Here is a 16,514-nt window from a genome sequence, read left to right as displayed (position 1 = left end):
CAGATCCAGCAGTGGACACACCCCGCGAGGCGGTCCGTCGAGTAGAAGGTCAGACACCCTCCCGCACCACACCACCATTCTCAATGTCGAGTAGCCGCCCCCGGCGGCGTATCGAGACCCACCATCGCCGAGACCTCCACGAGCAGGCCTCCTCCCCAGCCCCCGATCCGACGGTGCTCTCCCCGATCGGCCCGGAACCCGGCTCGAGTGTCGGTGGTCCCTGCTTCAATACCCGTATGTCAGAAGACGAGACGGCAGCGGCACTCGCGGAGGTGCGCGACTGCTTCGACGACGCCGCGGCCACCGAGCGCGCCGCGTCCCCGACGCGCCTGAGGGCGGCGGAGCGGCTGCACCGCGGCTACCGCAGAGCGCTCGCCGTTCCCGAGGCGTTCGCCCGCGGCGCGTCCCGGAGTGAGACCCGCGACCTGGCCGAGCGCTCCATCCGTGCCGAGCTCGCGGTGGCGTTCGGCGTGTCCGAGCGGGAGGTCTCGCGCCGCCTCGAGACCGCGCAGATGCTGATGGAGCACCTCCCCCTCACGCGCGCGCTCCTCCGCGACGCCCGGATCCTCTGGGAGGCGGGCGAGGCGATCTGCAGAACCGCGAGCAGCCTTCCCGACGCCTCCCGCGCCGCACTCGACGAGCGCGCTGCTGACGCCGCCGTGACGATGACGACGACCCAGCTGCGCCGCGCCTTGAGCCGCTGGCGCGAGGAGCTGCACGAGCAGCCCCTCGCCGAGCGCCACGCCCGCGCCACGCTGGACCGCGCCGTCTGGGTCACCCCGGACGTCGACGGGATGGCCACTCTCTGCGTCCACGCCCCCGCGCCGGCGGTGACGGGCGCGTACGACCGGCTGCGCCGCATCGCGCGCACCCTCCGCGACGAGGGCGATCCGCGCACTCTCCAGCAGTCGAGCGCGGACGCGGCGGTCGACCTCCTCTGCGACGGAGACATCGCCGGCACGACCCCGGACTCCGAGCACCGGCCGGACCCGACCTTCGTCCCCGGCGTCCGCGCCGAAGTCCGCCTCACCCTCGCGGCCTCCACCGCCGTCGGCCTCGACGACGCACCCGCGGACCTCGACGGCTACGGACCCGTCCCCGCCCCGATCGCCCGCGAGCTGATCCGCACCGCAGCCTCCTTCACCCGCGTCCTCACCGACTCCGACACCGGCGTCGTCGTCTCCGTCGGCCGCACCCAGCGCCTCCCACCGCAGCGGATGCGCCTGCACCTCCAACTCCGCGATCAGACCTGCCGCTTCCCCGGCTGCACCCGCCCCGCCGCCTCCAGCGAGGCCGACCACACGGTCGAGTGGCGCAACGGCGGCGAGACCTGCCTCGAGAACCTCGTCATGCTCTGCACCTCCCACCACCACGTCCGGCACGGAGAGCAGTGGAGCTACGACCCGGTCGACTCCGGCGGGACGATCGTCTGGACGAGCCCCACCGGCCGGCGGATCAGCAACCGGCCGCCACCGCTCCCCGGCCGCCCGCCCGACCCGCCACCCGAGCCCCGCTTCGTCGACGTGCCCGCACCGTTCTGACGACAGTGAATCTCGATACGCCCGCTGCGCGGGCTACTCGATCAGCATGCTGCGCTGCGCTGGCGCGCGCTCAGGGTGACACCCCGACTTCCATGCTGGTCGAGTAGCGCGCAGCGCGTATCGAGACCCGGCGTGAGCAGGCGCGCCTCCACCGAGGTTCGGACGACGTGGATCTCTATGCGCCCACTCCGCGGGCTACTCGATCAACATGCAGCGGTCGGCGTCAGCTCAGCCAGGAGAGCCGGCCGCCGTGCGGCGCCGCGAAGGCGAGCGGCACCCCGTCCGCCGCGAGCAGGAACGGCGTGCGCTCGGGCGCTGTCAGCGAGGCGGCCCGGTCCCGGAGCGACGGCAGCAGCGCCTCCGCCTCGAGCGTCAGCAGGCTCGCGCCCGACTCGGCGACCGTCGCCAGCACCCGCTCCCGCGCGGCCCACGGCAGGTACACCAGCGTCCCGAGGGACACCACGACCGTCCGCAGCCCGCGCGGGACCGCGGCGAGCACCTCCGGCAGCGCCTCCGCCGCGTCGCCCGCGATGATCTCCGGCGGGTCCTCCCGCAGCGTCGCCACGGCGGCCCGGAGCCGCTCGGTGCGCTCCGGCCGGTCCGGCGGCAGCAGCGCCTCCAGCCAGGCACGGTCCTCGGCGGAGCCGACGTCGAGCGGACGCAGGTCCAGCCCGCGCCGCCACGCCACGACGGGGAGCCGCGAGGGCGCCGCCCCCCCGGTCACCGCGCACTCGAGCGCCGGCTCGCCCCGCCCCGGCTCGCCCCGCCCCAGCCGAGTCGTCCCCTCCGCCCCCGTGAACACGTACGAGTACCGCTCCGGCGCCAGGCACAGCCCGGCCGAGGCGCCGATCTCGATCAGCGCGACCGGCTCTCCCGGCTCCGTGATCCGCTCCAGCGCCGCGACCAGCGGGGCGCAGCGCAGTGCCTCGTTCGTCTGGGTGAGCCGCTCCGCCGCCACCGGCGCGACCCGCGGCCACTCCCGCCGCAGCCACTCCGCGAAACCCGGGCCGGCCACCGCCGACACCCCGAGCAGCCGCGCCACCGAGAACAGCAGCGACGGCTGCCGGTGGGCGGGCGGCAGCTCGTCGATCAGCGCCAGCAGCGCCCCGTCGCCGGCGACGGCGAGCGCCCACTCGACCTGCAGCTCGGAGGTCTGCGCCAGCTCGACGGCGGCGCGGCGGTAGCGGTCGGCGGTCGGCTCCATGCCTCCATCCTCCGCGATGCCCCATCCTCCGCGATGCCCCGCTCAGCGCTCCAGGTGCGGCGGGTGGTCGCCGTGCCGGTGCACGATCCGCCAGCCCTGCCCGTCGATGCGGCGGTAGACGTGGGTGACCCGGATGACCAGCGGAGCCGTCTCGCGCCCGTCGATCCGCGTCGCGCCGATCTCGCGGCCGACCGTGTAGGCCAGGTCGCCGGCGACGTGGATCAGGTCGTAGTGCGGCGTCAGCCCGCCGCCGGCGAAGCGGCCCGCGACCCAGCCGAGCGTCTCGTCGATCGCCGCGCGGCCCCGCTCGATCGTGCCGAACGCGCCGTAGAGCGTCGAGTCCGCGGTGTCGGCCCAGCAGCGGCGGTACGGCTCCGCGTCGCCCGCGGCCATCGCGGCGAGCGCCTCGCCGACGGCCTCGAGGGCGAGCACGAAGTCGGGCAGCAGCTCGGTGACGGCGGCGGCGCCGATGGCGGAGGAGGCGGCGGCGTCCATGCGCGGGACTCTACTCCCGAGGACTGTCGGTGGTCGCCGGTAGAACGGACGCATGTCCGGCACCCGTCAGCGCACCCTCCTCGACGTCCGGCGCATCTACGCCGAGCCGGCCGCGCTCGAGCTGCCCCGCGGGCAGGAGATCGTCGAGCGCTGGCCCGCGGCCGAGATCGTGCCGGTCGACTCGCACTGGAACATCCCGGAGGTGCACGGCGACGAGGCGAACGTCGCGCGCTGGGTGCGGATCAAGACGGAGGCGCTCGTCGTGGGCGTCAAGAAGTCGCTGGTCACCCGCCCCAACGGCCGCTCCGCCGACTTCATCGCTCCCTCCTCCGCCAACGGCTGCGCGATGGCGTGCGTCTACTGCTACGTGCCGCGGCGGAAGGGCTACAGCAACCCGATCACGGTCTTCGCCAACATCGAGCAGATCCAGCGCCACCTCGCCCGCCACATCGCGAAGCAGGGCGTGAAGGCCGAGGCGAACCAGTGCGACCCCGAGGCCTGGGTCTACGACATCGGCGAGAACAGCGACTGCTCGGTGGACGCGCTGCTGAGCGACAACGTCCGCGACCTCTGCGACCTGTTCCGGATGTCGCCGACCGCCAAGGCCTCGTTCGCCACCAAGTACGTCAACCGCGAGCTGCTCGAGTGGGACCCGCTCGGCCGCACCCGCATCCGCTTCTCACTGATGCCCGCCGAGACGGCGAAGGTCACCGACGTGCGCACGTCGCCGATGGCCGAGCGGATCGCCGCGATCAACGACTTCGTCGACGCCGGCTACGAGGTGCACGTCAACTTCTCGCCGGTGATCCTCACCGAGACCTGGCAGCGTGACTGGACCGAGCTCTTCGAGCAGCTCGACGCGGCCCTGCACCCGCGGGCGAAGGCGCAGCTCGCCGCCGAGGTGATCCTGCTCACCCACAACGCAGGCCTGCACGAGGTCAACCTCGGCTGGCACCCGAAGGCCGAGGACCTGCTCTGGGCGCCCCGGATGCAGGAGTCGAAGGTCTCCGAGAACGGCGCCGTCAACATCCGCTACCGCCGCGACCTCAAGCGCGCGGCCCTCGACCGCTTCCTCGCCCTGCTCGCCGAGCGCCTGCCCTACTGCCGCGTCCGCTACGCGTTCTGAGCACGCGGCATCGCGTTCCTGGGAGTCCGCCCGCGGCACCCGGGCGCCGCTTCGCAAAGCGGATAGCGGCCCCCGTTCCAGGGCCGCTCCCCGTACCTTCGGAGAACGGTCGTTCCTGCGACCACTCGCTCGACTCCCCCCTCCGCCCGGCACCCGGCAGAGGGAGTCGCCGCCAGGGCCCTTCGCGCCCGGCGGTGGGTCGGCCCCCTCCGACCCGCACGACGTCCCGGCGCTCAGCCGGTTCTTCCCTCGCACGAGTCGCGGCCGACACCGCGACGCCTCACACAGAACGGCGGCTCCGCACATGGGCGCTCTCCTCTACGGCACTCCGGCCACCTCCCACGAGATCGACGACCGCGCGCTCGCGCACCTGCAGATCGTGATGATCAACAAGTTCCGCCGCAACGAGGCCTTCGCCTTCCAGCTGGACGCCTCGAGCGCGCACGGCACCGGCCGCCAGACGCTCTGGCTGCACCCGACCATCCCGCTGCAGTTCTCCTTCCACGGCAGCCGCGTCCCCGCCATCAACGCCGCCTGGGTGCGCGCGCTGATGGAGGAGGCCAACAGCGGCCGCGGGCTGCGCATCGTCCCCGAGCCGGCGCAGCAGCCGGACTCCGCCGTCGCCACCGCCGCGGCCTGATCCCGTCACGCAGCCGGGGGGCGGGGAGACGATGATGCACGGCACCGAGCACTGGGCCCCCGACTTCCTCCGGCTCGCCGGGCCGGCGCACCACGACGCGGACTTCGCCTGCTCGACGACGCTCGACGGCGTCACCGGCTCGCTCTGCGTCACCGAGGGACTGCTGGTCCTGGGCGGCACGCAGCCGACCGTCCGGCTGCGGGCGCTCGACATCCGCTCCTGGTGGGACACCTCGACGGGCGGCACGTTCTCGCTCGCCGTCGAATCCGGGGCCCGGCACTCGGTGGTGCTGCTCTCGCAGTTCCGCGGTGCCACGGTGGTCGCCATGACGCAGGCCTTCGGGCCGCGGAAGCGCCGCGCCGCCGCCTAGGTCGTCTCCGCAGGCCGTATCCGCCCAGCGAACTTCCGCGCCGCTGCTCTCGACCTCGATGCGCACGCATGCGACGCTGGTCGCGATGGACGACTCGAACGGCGAGGTCATCCGCTCCGACATCGGCGGGCGGGACTTCGAGCAGGCACGCGCACTGCTCGAGTCGGTGTACAACGGGCACCGCTTCTCGGTGGAGCCGGGCGAGGACTTCTCCTACCGCTACACCTCGGTCGGCGACAGCGACGTCACCCTCCGCGGCAGCCAGTTCGCCGGCTCGATCGAAGGGCGTATCCAGACCGACGGCGAGTACGTCGTCTCCTGGCTCACCGCCGGCGAGGGCGTCACCGACCTCGACCAGGCGCCGATGCGCCAGATCTACGGCCGCCCCGCGATCTTCGTGACCGGCCGGCCGAACGCCTTCGAGTTCCACGACTACCGGCAGAACCTCATCCACTTCGACGGCGGCTACCTCGAGGGCGTCGCCCAGGAGGTGGAGGGCACGGCGGGTGGACCGCTGCTGTTCGACACCACCGCGCGCCCCGAGGGCGAGGCGCTGCGCCGCTGGTCGGCCACGGTCGCCGCGGTCGCCCGGGTGATCTACGACGTCGACAGCTCCGCGCTCCTGCGCCAGGAGGCCGACCGCGCCGTCGCCGTCGCGCTGCTCGAGACGTTCCCGCACGAGTCCCTCGCGGCGCCGACCGACCTCGCCGTGCCGCGCAGCGGGCGCCTGCGCACCGCGATCGAGTTCATGTACGCCCATGCGCACGAGCCGATCCGCACCGAGACGATCGCCGAGGCCTGCGGCGTGGGACTGCGCACCCTCCAGTCGGAGTTCCGCCGCGAGTTCGGCTTCACCGCGGTCGACTACCTGCGCCGCATCCGGCTCGACGCCGTGCGCAAGGAGCTGCGCGCCAAGGCCTCGGGCGAGGTCAGCGTGACCGAGGTGGCGCACCGCTGGGGCTTCGCGCACCTCGGCCGCTTCTCGGCGTCGTACGCGCACCGCTTCGGCGAGCGGCCGAGCACGACGCTCGAGAAGTGACGTGCGCCCGAGTGACCGGCGCCTAGAAGAAGTCCCCGCCGCTGTCGTGGTCCTCGCTCGCGCGGGCCTCCGTGGTGGGCCGGGCCGGCAGCAGCCGCCGCGTCTTGTCGCGCATGGACTCGACCGCCTCGTCGTCGTCGAGGTCGATCCCGCGGTCGAGTGCCGGGCTGGTGAAGAGCTGGCTCGCGGGCCCGAGCAGCAGGCGGGTCTCGCCGCGCAGCCCCTCGTCGGAGAGCCCCGGGACGACGACGAGGTCGGACTTCCCGACGTTCGCCAGGGCCTGGGCGTACTCGACGACCGCGGTGCACACCGCGTCCCCCAGCAGCACGAATCCGCTCGCGTAGTACAGCTTCTGCATCGTCTTCCCCTCTCGCGCGCACGACCGCGCCGAGATCCGACGCTAGAACGCGGCGCTGAGAGCTCCCACCCCCTTGACGGAGGGCCCGAGAACTCCCCTCCCCCTACTCCTCCGCGCCGCCGACGGGCGTGCGGTTGAGCGTGTAGGCCTGCTCGCTGCCGGCCACGCCGGCGACGATCACCGTGATCGGCGCCGTGTAGGTGCCGAGCGGCCAGGTCAGCAGCAGGTCGGCGGTCTGCTCCTGGGTGCGGCCGTCGACCGGGACCCAGGCGATGGTCTTGCGGTACGAGCCGTCGGCGAGGTCGCGGTTGGTGCGCAGCAGGAGCGTCTGCGAGCCGTCGGAGCCGACGCTCGAGGAGACGACCGAGAAGTTGGGGCCGTCGGCGGCGGTGATGCGCAGCGGAGTCGCGCGCGAGTCGCCGGAGCCGGAGCGGGTCATCCGCGGCGCGACCGTCAGGGTGACGAGCTCGCCGGCGGTGAGCTGCCCGGTGATCGCGATGGCGAGCGGGCGGTTCACGTTGATCTGCTCCTCGCGGAAGCTCTCGGCGGTGAAGGAGGTGTACTCGACCGAGCGGACCGACGGCGCGGGCGGCGGGGTGGTCGAGGCCGCGGCGAGCGGGGCGGCGGCGGCGACCGCGACGATCGGGACGCTCCAGGCGGCGGCGGTCGTGAGGGTGCGGCGGCCGAGGGTGCGGGATGCGGTGGTGCGGGATGCGGTGGTGCGGGATGCGGTGGTGCGGGATGCGGTGGTGCGGCGGGAGGGGGCGGTGGTCATGTCGTCTCCAGACGTCGGCGCGGTGCGTCCCCCTTCCGGGGACACGCGCTCACGCTAACCGACACCTGACGGCCAGCCGAGCCCCTGCGAGCCCTCTCAGCCCGGGTGCCACCCCTACGGGGGAGGCGGCACCCGGGAGCCCCGCCGGGAGCGCTACTGCTCCGCCGCGCGCGCCACCGCCTCCAGGCGGGCGACGTGCTCCGGCCACCACTCGGCGGGGACCGGCGGCAGGTTGTCGCCCGGCGTGCGCAGCCCGACCCGGCCGTCGATCAGCTCGCGGACGATGTCGGCGTGCCCCGCGTGCCGGTGGGTCTCGGCGGTGAGGTGCACGAGGATCCGGTGCAGCGTCACGTCCCGGGTCGTCCACCACGGCACGACGCCCGGCGCGTCGAGGTCGAGCGCGGCGACCGTCGCGTCGGAGTGCGCCCAGACCCGGCGGTACTGCTCCACCACCTGCTCGCGCGACTCCTCCGCCGTCGCCCACATGTCGGAGTTCGGCTCGGACTCCTCCTCCATCCAGGGCATGGGCTCGGGGAACGGCCGGCCGAAGACGGCGCCGAGGTAGCCGGCCTCCGTCCCCGAGACGTGCTTCACCAGGCCGAGCAGGTTGGTGCCGGTGGGTACCAGCGGCCGGCGGAGGTCGTACTCGCCCAGGCCGTCGAGCTTCTGCAGGAGGGCGTCGCGGCCCTCCTGCAGGTAGCGGAGGAGGGTCTGCTTCTGATCGGCGCTGCTCGGATCACTGCTCATGCCCCCCAGCCTGGCCCGGGGCTCAGAGCACCGCCACCCGCGCGTCCTCGCGCACGACCTCGGTCAGCACGGTGCGCCGGGTCTCGGCGCCGACGGGCGACACCTCGCCGATCAGCACGACCTCGGCCGTCGCCTCCCTCGAGGCGCAGTCCGGCCCGACCCAGAGCTCGACGAGCCCCGGCTCGACCGAGCGGACGCCGCGCCGGTCGGTGAAGGCGAGCCGCGCTGCGGGGACGTCGAAGCGCACCAGCGCCTCCTCCCCCGCCGCGAGCTCGACCCGCGCGTAGCCGAGCAGCTGCGCTACCGGCCGGGTCACCGAGGCGACCACGTCGCGCGCGTAGAGCTGCACGACGTCGACGCCGTCGCGCTCCCCCGTGTTGCGCACCCGCACGGTCGCGGTGAAGGCGCCGTCGGTCGGTGCCTCCGCCGCTCCGGGATCCGCCGACTCCAGCGCCAGCTCGGACCGGGTGAACGCCGTGTAGCTCAGCCCGTGCCCGAACGGCAGGACGGGCGTGCTGTCGGCGCTGGTCACGTCGGAGGGCCCGCCGAGGATCGGGTGCAGGTAGGAGAACGGCTGCGCGCCGGCCGAGCGCGGCAGCGAGACCGGCAGCCGGCCGGACGGCGCGACGCGGCCCGAGAGGACGCCCGCGATCGCGCCGGCCCCCTCCTCCCCGGGGAAGAACGCCTGCAGCACCGCCGCGGGCGCGGAGTCGCCGCGGATCGCCCAGTCGATCGCGTAGGGGCGGCCGGTGAGCAGCACCAGGGCGACCGGCGTGCCGGTGGCCACGACCGCCTCGACCAGCTCGCGCTGGCGGCCGGGCAGCTCGAGGCTCTCGACGTCGTTGCCCTCGCCGACGGTGCCGCGGCCGAAGAGCCCGGCCCGGTCGCCGACGACGACCACGGCCACCTCGGCACCGCGGGCGGCCTCGACGGCCTCGGCGATCCCGGCGGTGTCGGCGGAGGAGTCGTCGCCCTCCACCGAGCAGCCCTCGGCGAGGAGCAGCTCGCTGCCGGGGAACTCGGCGGCGAGCGCCTCCCGCACCGTGCGGATCTCGAAGCCGAGCGGCACGCCCTCGTGGTGCGCCAGCACGTGGTTGGCGAAGGAGTAGCAGCCCATCAGGGCGGGCGCGCTGTCGGCGTTCGGGCCGATCAGGGCGATCCGGCGCGGCTGCGCGAGCGGGAGATGCCCGTCGTTCGTCAGCAGCACGAGCGACTCCTCGGCCAGGCGGCGGGCGAGGTCGCGGTGCGCGGGTGAGTCGAGGTCGATCGACTCGGGCGCGTCGTCGAAGCGGGCGTCGAGCAGGCCGAGCCGCTCCTTCTGGGCCAGCACCCGCAGCAGCGCGCGGTCGACGATCGCCTCGTCCGCCGCGCCGGCGCGGATCCGCTCGGCCAGCGGCGCGAGGAACGCGTCACCCGTCGGCAACTCCACGTCGATGCCGGCCTCGAGCGCCAGCTGGGCGGCCTCGCCGAGGTCGGCGGCGACGGCGTGCATGAGGTGCAGGAAGGCGACCGAGAAGTAGTCGGCCACCACCACGCCGTCGAAGCCCCAGCGCTCGCGGAGGACGCCGGTGAGGTAGGCCGGCGTCGCGCCGACCGGGTCGCCGTCGATCTCCGCGTAGGAGTTCATCACCGAGCGCGCCCCGCCGTCGCGGATCGCCATCTCGAACGGCGGGAGCAGCACGTCCGCGATCTCGCGCGGTCCGGCGTGCACCGGCGCGTGGTTGCGCCCACCGCGCGAGGCGGAGTAGCCGATGAAGTGCTTGAGCGTCGCGTCGACGCCCGCCGACTGCAGCCCGCGCACGTAGGCGGTGCCGATCGTGCCGACCACGTACGGGTCCTCGGCGATGCACTCGTCCACCCGGCCCCAGCGGGGGTCGCGGATCACGTCGAGCACGGGAGCCAGGCCCTGGTGGATGCCGAGCTCGCGCATCGAGCCGCCGATGGCCGCGGCCATCTCCTCGACCAGCTCCGGGTCGAACGAGGCGCCCCAGGCCAGCGGCGTCGGGAAGGTCGCCGCCTTCCACGCCGCGAGCCCGGTCAGGCACTCCTCGTGCACGATCGCCGGGATGCCCAGCCGGGTCTCCTCGACCAGCCGGCGCTGCTCGGCCCACAGCCACTGCGCGCGCTCGACCGGGTCGAACGGGCGGGTGCCGTAGACGCGGGTGAGCTGGCCGATGCCCTCGCGGGTCGCGTCGGCGTAGCCGGTGGAGGTGGCCATCTCTCCGGCCAGCGGCGCGACGACCTCGCCGCCCTGGTCGACCCAGTAGCCGACCAGCTGGGTCAGCTTCTCCTCCAGCGTCATCCGGCCGATCAGGTCGGCGACGCGCGCGGAGGGGGTGAGTGCTTCAGTCATGGGGGTCATCCCTTCACCGCTCCGGTGAGTCCGCCGACGATGCGGCGCTCGAAGACGCTGAAGAAGATCAGCGCCGGGATCATCGACAGCGACACGAAGGCGAGCACCTTCGCCGTGTCGACGGAGTACTGCGACGAGAAGGCCTGCACGCCCAGCGGCAGGGTGAAGCTCGACTCGTCGTTGAGGATGAACAGCGGCAGCAGGTAGCTGTTCCAGCTCGCGATGAAGGCGAGGATGCCCGTCGTGATCACGCCCGGCATCGCCAGGCGGACGACCATCCGCCAGAAGAAGCCGATCCGGCTGCAGCCGTCGATGAAGGCCGCCTCCTGGATCTCGTCGGGGATCGCCCGCAGGAACGGCACCAGGATGATGATCGTCGTCGGCAGGCCGAATGCGATCTGCGGGAGCACGACGCCGGCGAGCGAGTTCATCAGGCCGAGGCTCTTGATCACCAGGTAGAGCGGGGTGATCGCGACGGTCATCGGGAACATCAGTCCGGCCGCGAAGAGCGCGTAGAACACGCCGCGTCCGCTGAAGCTGTAGCGGGCGAGCACGTAGCTCGCCATCAGTCCCAGCACGACGACGCCGAGGGTGGTCGCTCCGGCCGCGATGGCGGAGTTGCCGACCTCGCGCCAGAAGATGCCGCCGGTGATCACGTCGAGGTAGTTCTGCACGTTCCACGGCGCGGGGAACCCGGACGGGTCGGTGGTGATCTGCGCGTTCGTGCGGAATCCGCCGATGATGATGTACGCGACCGGCGCGAGCATCAGGGCGATCACGACGATCGCGACGACGTAGGCGATGATCGTGCCGCGCCCCAGCGGGCGGCGGCGGGGCTTGGGCGGCCGCGGCGAGAGCGGCGTGGTCGCGGTGGGCGGCTTGGTGCCCGGGGGCACCGCTGTCAGGGTCGTCATCTCTTGGCTCCGGCCTTCCTCGTGTCTCCCGTGAGGGCGCCTTCGGTGTCCCGCCGCAGCACGAAGCGCTGGTAGAGCAGCGCGACGATCAGCGAGACGAGGAACAGGACCACGGCGACCGCGTTGCCGTAGCCGTAGTTGCCGGCGTTGCGGCCGTTGGTGACGAGGTACGTCGCCATGGTCGAGGTGCCGGCGGTCGAGGACACGTACTGCCCCCAGATGATGTAGACGAGGTCGAACAGCTGCAGCGCGCCGATGATCGACAGGAACGCCCAGATCCGCAGCGTCGGTGCGAGCAGCGGCAGGGTGATCCGCCGCTGCACCTGCCAGTAGGACGCGCCGTCGATCGACGCGGCCTCGGACAGCTCCTCCGGGATGCCCTGGAGGCCGGCGAGGAAGAGGATCACGGCGAAGCCGATGTACTTCCACGTGATGATCAGCATCAGGGTCCAGATGGCGATCGCCGGGTCCGAGAGCCAGTCCTGCTTCAGTGCGCCGAGCCCGACCTTCTCCAGGAAGCCGTTGACGGCGCCGCTGGTCTGGAGCATGAGGCTCCAGCCGGTGCCGACGACGACCTCGGAGATCACGTAGGGCACGAAGATCAGCACGCGGATGATCGACTGCCCGCGCAGCTTGCGGTTGAGCAGCAGCGCGATCAGGATCGCGGCCGGCCCCTGCAGGACGAGCGAGAGCACCACGATCGTGCCGTTGTGGCTGAGCGCCTCGTGGAAGGTCGGGTCCTGCAGGATCGTCAGGTAGTTCTTGAACCCGACGAAGTCGGTCGGGACGCCGTAGCCCTGCCAGCTGAAGAAGCCGTAGTAGGCCGCCATCACGACCGGGAAGATCACGAAGGCGAGGAAGACGATCAGCGCCGGGCCGACGAGGATCGCGACCTCGAGGCGGCCCGACCAGCCGAGGCCCCGGCGGCGTCGCTTCGCCGCCGGGGCCTCGGGGCGCGCGTCCTCGCGGAGCGCAGTGGTCGTCACGGTCAGGCCTTGGCCGCGGCCGCGTCGACAGCCTCGACGAGCTGCTCCGGGTCGCTCTTGCCGGCGAGCAGGTCGACGACGGCGACGTTCAGCGCGTTGCCGACGTTCTGGCCGTAGACGGTGTCGAGCCACTGCGAGACGTAGGGCGCCGAGTTGTACGCGGCGAGGATGTCCTTCAGGTACGGCTCGGTGACGGCCTCCTGCGCGACGGTGTTCACCGGCGGCGCGTTGAAGGCGGCGTAGTACTCCTTCTGCACGTCGGAGGTGGCGAGGTAGTTCAGGAAGTCGACGCACTCGTCGGGCGCCGCGGTGGAGCAGGAGTAGCCGTCGACGCCGCCCATGATCGAGCCGGGCGCGCCGGCGCCGCCGTCCACCTCGGGGAAGGGGAACCAGCCGAGGTCGGGCAGGGGCTTCTCGTCGGGGGTGAGCGAGGCGATGACGCCGGGGTTCCAGGCGCCCATCAGCTCCATGCCGGCCTGGTGGTTGGCCAGGAGTCCGGCGGAGGATCCGGCGCCCTGCTGGGCGGCGGTGGTGAGGAAGCCCTCGTTGAACGGCTCGGTGCCGGCGAAGGACTGCAGGTCCTCGCCCGCCTTCAGCCAGCAGTCGTCCGAGAAGTCCTTGGAGTCGGCCGCCTCGGCCATGGTGTCCGCGCTGCACTCGCGCAGGGCGAAGAAGTAGAACCAGTGCGCGGCGGGCCAGGCGTCCTTCGCGCCGAGCGCGATCGGCTGCGCTCCGGCGCTCTTGAGCGCGGTGACCGCGGAGTCGAGCTCGTCGAGGGTCTTCGGCGTCTCGGTGATGCCGGCCTCGGTGAAGAGGTCCTGGCTGTAGAAGAGGCCACCGGGGAGCACGGCCACGGGCATCGCCCAGACCTTGTCGTCGAGCGTGTTCGCCAGGAACGAGCCCTCGGGGATCTCGCTGCGCGCCTGGTCCGAGATGCCGCCGGTGAGGTCCTTGACCAGGCCGCCGGCGACCATCGCGGCGAGCTTGCCGCCGCCGCGCTGGAGGAAGATGTCCGGGGCGTCGCCCGAGTTGAGCGCCGTCTGCAGCTTGCCGTCCAGGTCCTCGTTCTGGATGGCCTGCGACTCGATGGTGACGCCCGGGTTGGCGGCCTCGAAGTCGGTGATCGTCTTCTCCCAGAACTCCTGGCCGGGGCCGGTGGTGGAGTTCTGCCACAGGGTCATCGCGACGGTGCCGTCGGAGGATCCCGCGTCCTGGGCGGAGCAGCCGCTGAGGGCCGCCGCCGCGCCGAGCAGGGCCACGGTGGCCACCGCCGTCTTCCTGAATGCTGTTCTCGTGAACTTCATCGTTCGAACCGTTCTCTTCGCTGAGAGGCGCCGCCAGGGAGAGCGGCGCCGGGGTGCGCCCGTCCAGGACGGGCCCGATCAGTCTCAGAGCGGCCGAAAGGATCGGCAAACGTTTTCGAAACCATTTTCGAAGCGCCGGGTCAAGGATCCGGATCGCGCTCTCATCGGCGCGCTTCCGGGGTCTAGGGTCGACCGCATGTCCCTCCGCCCGACCATCCACGACGTCGCCGCCGCCGCCGGCGTCTCGGTCGCGACCGTGTCGAAGGCGATGAACGGCCGCTACGGCATCGCGCCCGCGACGGCGAACCGCGTGCTCGAGATCGTGCGCGAGCTCGGCTACGAGTCGAGCCTGGTCGCCAGCAGCATGCGCTCGCGGCGCACCGGGGTGATCGGCGTGCTGGTCGCCGGCTTCGAGCCGTTCAGCGCGGAGATCCTCAAGGGCGTCGGCTCGGTGCTGCGCCGGTCGCGGTTCGACCTGCTCGCCTACAGCGGCTCGCACGAGGGCGAGCAGGAGGGCTGGGAGCGGCGCTCGCTCAGCCGGCTCAGCGGCACCCTGATCGACGGCGCGATCGTGGTGACGCCCTCGGTGGTGAGCACGCCGTCGGACATCCCGCTGGTCGCCGTCGACCCGCACACCGGCCGCGCCGACGTGCCGACCGTCGAGTCCGACAGCTTCGGCGGCGCCCTCCAGGCCGTGCGGCACCTCGTCGCCCTCGGCCACCGGCGCATCGGCTTCGTCGCCGGTCGCGTCGACCTCCGCTCCGCCCGGCTGCGCGAGGCCGGCTACCGCGCCGGGCTCTCGGAAGCGGGGATCGCGTTCGACGAGCGGCTGCTCCGGGTGGGCAGCTACCACCACGACACGGCGCGGCTGCCGGCCTCGACGATGCTCTCGCTGGCCGACCGGCCGACCGCCGTCTTCGCCGCGAACGACGTCTCGGCCCTCGCGATCATCGAGACGGCCGCGCACCTCGGGCTCGACGTGCCGCGGGACCTCTCGGTGGTCGGCTTCGACGACGTGCCCGAGGCGGCCCGCTTCGACCCGCCGTTGACCACGATCCGGCAGCCGATGCAGACGCTCGGCGCGACGGCCGCCGAGATGCTGATCACGCTGATGGCGGGCGGCACTCCCCCGTCGCTGCACGTGCAGCTGCCGACCCAGCTGGTGCGCCGCGCGACCACCGCGCCGCCGTCGATGCGGAGGACGCCGTGACGCCGGACGAGCTGACACCGGACGACCTGACACCGGGCGAGGGCGGGGCCGAGCCCCGCGAGGCGCACGACGAGCTCTTCGACGCGCTGGTGTTCGTCGACCTCCCCGTGCTCGACGCGCTGCTCGACACCCGCTTCGTGATCGAGCACCCGACCGGGCTCGTGCAGTCGAAGCTCGACTGGATGGACGACATCGCCGAGGGCCTGAAGGAGTACCACGCCATCGACCACGTCGAGAGCGCGGTCTCCGGCACGGCCGCGCACCCGGTGCTCGTCTCGCGCACCCTGACCGAGGCGACGATCGGCTCGCTGCACGCCACCTGGCGCCTGCAGCTCACCAGCCGGCTGGTGCCGGTCGGCGACGAGTGGGTGATCACCCGCACGACCGTCAGCACCTGGTGAGCGGGCGGGCCTGGTGAGCGCGGGCCCGGCTCAGGCCTGCAGGATCACCGCGCCGTAGTGCGTGCCCGCGCCGGTGCCGACCAGCAGCACCGACTCGCCCTCCTGCACGCGGGCGCGGTGCAGCGCGAGCGGGATCGCCGCGCCGATGGTGTTGCCGACCTCGGGGAGGGTGATCACCATCCGCTCGCGGCCCCAGAGCCGGGCCATGCCCTCGAGGCCGGCCTTGCTGGTCTGGTGCGGCACGACGCGGTCGATACCCGGCAGGCCGGTGCCGAGGCCCGGCCGCACCCGCTCGAGGAAGGCCGGGAAGTGCCGGAGGGCGTCCACGAGCAGCGCGCCGCCGTGCATGTCGAAGCGGAAGTCGTCGAGCCGCCCCGGGGCGTCCTCGATCCGGATGCGCGAGCCGAAGCCGCGGATCTCGGCGTGCCGGACGCCGCTCGGCCGGGTCTCGAAGCGCGAGGTCACGATGCCCTGGCCCGGGCCCTCGGCGCGGCCGAGGACCACGGCGGCCGCCGCGTCGCCGAAGAGCAGCGCGCTCTCGGGCTGGCGGAGGTCGATGCCGCGGCTGCCGCCCTCGGTCGAGACGACGAGCACCCGCTCGGCGCGGCCGGTCGCGAGCAGGAAGCCCGCCTCCTGCAGCGCGAAGAGGAACGAGAGGCAGGTCGCGTTCAGGCTGTAGGCCGAGACGTCCTCGAGGCCGAGGCCTGCGGCGATCAGCGCCCCGCCGTCGGGGATCGCCTGCAGCTGGGTCCCGGAGGCGTTCAGCACGACGTCGACGTCGCTAGCGTCGATCCCCGCCGCGTCCAGCGCCCGCCGGGCGGCGAGCAGGCCGAGCTCCAGCGGATCCTCGTCGTCGGCGAGCCAGTGCCGGGTCAGCACTCCGGAGCGGCGCGCCGCCTCCTCCGCGTCGATGCCGCAGAGCGCGGCGACCTCGGCGGTCGGCACGACGCGCGACGGCAGGGCCTCGCCGGTGCCGAGGACACGGACGGGCAGCAGGAGCGGGAGCGCGTCGGCCACGGTCCTGTATAGCGCCGATGAGTCCGTGCCCGCT

Annotated in this window: 17 protein-coding genes; 7 read left to right on the top strand and 10 right to left on the bottom strand. The window is 73.0% G+C overall.

What is annotated here, in order from left to right; all coding sequences use genetic code 11:
• Positions 1–236: 236 nt before the first annotated feature.
• Positions 237–1,541, top strand: a complete 1,305-nt coding sequence (locus EDF17_RS15630) for an HNH endonuclease signature motif containing protein (protein ID WP_166649708.1) — start codon at positions 237–239, stop codon at positions 1,539–1,541.
• Positions 1,542–1,764: 223 nt separating this feature from the next.
• On the opposite strand, the gene EDF17_RS15625 is transcribed toward EDF17_RS15630, so the two are convergent.
• Both EDF17_RS15625 and EDF17_RS15620 read right to left on the bottom strand, forming a co-directional pair.
• Positions 1,765–2,745, bottom strand: coding sequence for a DUF2332 domain-containing protein (locus EDF17_RS15625; RefSeq protein ID WP_123447519.1), 981 nt, complete (start codon positions 2,743–2,745; stop codon positions 1,765–1,767).
• 42 nt (positions 2,746–2,787) lie between these two features.
• Positions 2,788–3,240, bottom strand: a complete 453-nt coding sequence (locus EDF17_RS15620) for a DUF4440 domain-containing protein (RefSeq protein WP_166649707.1) — start codon at positions 3,238–3,240, stop codon at positions 2,788–2,790.
• 52 nt (positions 3,241–3,292) lie between these two features.
• Between EDF17_RS15620 and EDF17_RS15615 the strand changes: the two genes are divergently transcribed.
• From EDF17_RS15615 to EDF17_RS15600, 4 genes are all read left to right on the top strand, one after another.
• A complete protein-coding gene (locus EDF17_RS15615) occupies positions 3,293–4,366 on the top strand; it encodes a spore photoproduct lyase family protein (RefSeq protein ID WP_123447517.1) in 1,074 nt (357 codons plus the stop codon).
• Positions 4,367–4,670: 304 nt separating this feature from the next.
• Positions 4,671–5,006, top strand: coding sequence for an ATP-dependent DNA ligase (locus tag EDF17_RS15610; RefSeq protein ID WP_123447516.1), 336 nt, complete (start codon positions 4,671–4,673; stop codon positions 5,004–5,006).
• A 34-nt stretch (positions 5,007–5,040) separates the two neighbouring features.
• The gene (locus tag EDF17_RS15605; protein WP_133672107.1) at positions 5,041–5,376 is read left to right on the top strand and encodes a hypothetical protein; all 336 of its coding nucleotides are present in this window, start codon (positions 5,041–5,043) and stop codon (positions 5,374–5,376) included.
• Positions 5,377–5,461: 85 nt separating this feature from the next.
• The gene (locus EDF17_RS15600) at positions 5,462–6,415 is read left to right on the top strand and encodes an AraC family transcriptional regulator (RefSeq protein ID WP_166649706.1); all 954 of its coding nucleotides are present in this window, start codon (positions 5,462–5,464) and stop codon (positions 6,413–6,415) included.
• Positions 6,416–6,437: 22 nt separating this feature from the next.
• Here EDF17_RS15600 and EDF17_RS15595 read toward each other — a convergent pair whose 3' ends face one another.
• The 7 genes from EDF17_RS15595 to EDF17_RS15565 all read right to left on the bottom strand — a co-directional run bounded on the left by EDF17_RS15595 (position 6,438) and on the right by EDF17_RS15565 (position 13,852).
• Complete coding sequence (locus EDF17_RS15595) at positions 6,438–6,773, bottom strand: hypothetical protein (RefSeq protein ID WP_123447513.1); 336 nt, start codon at positions 6,771–6,773, stop codon at positions 6,438–6,440.
• Positions 6,774–6,876: 103 nt separating this feature from the next.
• Positions 6,877–7,548: a hypothetical protein gene (locus tag EDF17_RS15590; protein WP_123447512.1), complete on the bottom strand. Its 672-nt coding sequence runs from the start codon at positions 7,546–7,548 to the stop codon at positions 6,877–6,879.
• 153 nt (positions 7,549–7,701) lie between these two features.
• Positions 7,702–8,295: a DinB family protein gene (locus EDF17_RS15585; protein ID WP_123447511.1), complete on the bottom strand. Its 594-nt coding sequence runs from the start codon at positions 8,293–8,295 to the stop codon at positions 7,702–7,704.
• Positions 8,296–8,317: 22 nt separating this feature from the next.
• Positions 8,318–10,657, bottom strand: a complete 2,340-nt coding sequence (locus EDF17_RS15580) for a glycoside hydrolase family 3 N-terminal domain-containing protein (protein ID WP_208110626.1) — start codon at positions 10,655–10,657, stop codon at positions 8,318–8,320.
• Positions 10,654–11,562 carry a carbohydrate ABC transporter permease gene (locus tag EDF17_RS15575; protein ID WP_123447510.1) on the bottom strand — a complete coding sequence of 303 codons (909 nt, stop codon included), beginning with the start codon at positions 11,560–11,562 and terminating at the stop codon, positions 10,654–10,656. The genes EDF17_RS15580 and EDF17_RS15575 overlap by 4 nt, the downstream gene beginning before the upstream one ends.
• Positions 11,559–12,548, bottom strand: a complete 990-nt coding sequence (locus EDF17_RS15570) for a sugar ABC transporter permease (protein ID WP_243585885.1) — start codon at positions 12,546–12,548, stop codon at positions 11,559–11,561. Before EDF17_RS15570 ends, EDF17_RS15575 begins: the two co-directional genes overlap by 4 nt.
• Positions 12,549–12,550: 2 nt before the next feature.
• On the bottom strand, positions 12,551–13,852 hold the full coding sequence (locus tag EDF17_RS15565) for an extracellular solute-binding protein (protein ID WP_123447509.1): 1,302 nt from the start codon (positions 13,850–13,852) through the stop codon (positions 12,551–12,553).
• 196 nt (positions 13,853–14,048) lie between these two features.
• Here EDF17_RS15565 and EDF17_RS15560 point away from each other — a divergent pair, with 196 nt between their 5' ends.
• Together EDF17_RS15560 and EDF17_RS15555 are read left to right on the top strand one after the other, a co-directional pair.
• Positions 14,049–15,062, top strand: a complete 1,014-nt coding sequence (locus EDF17_RS15560) for a LacI family DNA-binding transcriptional regulator (RefSeq protein ID WP_123447508.1) — start codon at positions 14,049–14,051, stop codon at positions 15,060–15,062.
• Positions 15,059–15,463, top strand: a complete 405-nt coding sequence (locus tag EDF17_RS15555) for a nuclear transport factor 2 family protein (RefSeq protein WP_123447507.1) — start codon at positions 15,059–15,061, stop codon at positions 15,461–15,463. The genes EDF17_RS15560 and EDF17_RS15555 overlap by 4 nt, the downstream gene beginning before the upstream one ends.
• A 30-nt stretch (positions 15,464–15,493) precedes the next feature.
• Here EDF17_RS15555 and EDF17_RS15550 read toward each other — a convergent pair whose 3' ends face one another.
• Positions 15,494–16,480, bottom strand: coding sequence for a ketoacyl-ACP synthase III (locus tag EDF17_RS15550; protein WP_123447506.1), 987 nt, complete (start codon positions 16,478–16,480; stop codon positions 15,494–15,496).
• Between the last annotated feature and the right edge of the window lie 34 nt (positions 16,481–16,514).

Origin of the sequence: Rathayibacter sp. PhB1 (assembly GCF_004362935.1) — a bacterium.
In the GTDB taxonomy this organism is placed as follows: domain Bacteria; phylum Actinomycetota; class Actinomycetes; order Actinomycetales; family Microbacteriaceae; genus Rathayibacter; species Rathayibacter festucae.
Note: the sequence above shows the minus strand (reverse complement) of the source record. Positions and strands in the feature narration are given on the sequence as shown.

Excerpts from the sequence above, each read along its gene's own strand:
- EDF17_RS15605 (WP_133672107.1), top strand. The coding sequence starts at position 5,041 with ATGCACGGCACCGAGCACTGGGCCCCCGACTTCCTCCGGCTCGCCGGG.
- EDF17_RS15600 (WP_166649706.1), top strand. The coding sequence starts at position 5,462 with ATGGACGACTCGAACGGCGAGGTCATCCGCTCCGACATCGGCGGGCGG.
- EDF17_RS15595 (WP_123447513.1), bottom strand. The coding sequence starts at position 6,773 with ATGCAGAAGCTGTACTACGCGAGCGGATTCGTGCTGCTGGGGGACGCG.
- EDF17_RS15610 (WP_123447516.1), top strand. The coding sequence starts at position 4,671 with ATGGGCGCTCTCCTCTACGGCACTCCGGCCACCTCCCACGAGATCGAC.
- EDF17_RS15630 (WP_166649708.1), top strand. The coding sequence starts at position 237 with ATGTCAGAAGACGAGACGGCAGCGGCACTCGCGGAGGTGCGCGACTGC.
- EDF17_RS15585 (WP_123447511.1), bottom strand. The coding sequence starts at position 8,295 with ATGAGCAGTGATCCGAGCAGCGCCGATCAGAAGCAGACCCTCCTCCGC.
- EDF17_RS15575 (WP_123447510.1), bottom strand. The coding sequence starts at position 11,562 with ATGACGACCCTGACAGCGGTGCCCCCGGGCACCAAGCCGCCCACCGCG.
- EDF17_RS15580 (WP_208110626.1), bottom strand. The coding sequence starts at position 10,657 with ATGACCCCCATGACTGAAGCACTCACCCCCTCCGCGCGCGTCGCCGAC.
- EDF17_RS15625 (WP_123447519.1), bottom strand. The coding sequence starts at position 2,745 with ATGGAGCCGACCGCCGACCGCTACCGCCGCGCCGCCGTCGAGCTGGCG.
- EDF17_RS15560 (WP_123447508.1), top strand. The coding sequence starts at position 14,049 with ATGTCCCTCCGCCCGACCATCCACGACGTCGCCGCCGCCGCCGGCGTC.
- EDF17_RS15565 (WP_123447509.1), bottom strand. The coding sequence starts at position 13,852 with ATGAAGTTCACGAGAACAGCATTCAGGAAGACGGCGGTGGCCACCGTG.
- EDF17_RS15615 (WP_123447517.1), top strand. The coding sequence starts at position 3,293 with ATGTCCGGCACCCGTCAGCGCACCCTCCTCGACGTCCGGCGCATCTAC.
- EDF17_RS15590 (WP_123447512.1), bottom strand. The coding sequence starts at position 7,548 with ATGACCACCGCCCCCTCCCGCCGCACCACCGCATCCCGCACCACCGCA.
- EDF17_RS15620 (WP_166649707.1), bottom strand. The coding sequence starts at position 3,240 with ATGGACGCCGCCGCCTCCTCCGCCATCGGCGCCGCCGCCGTCACCGAG.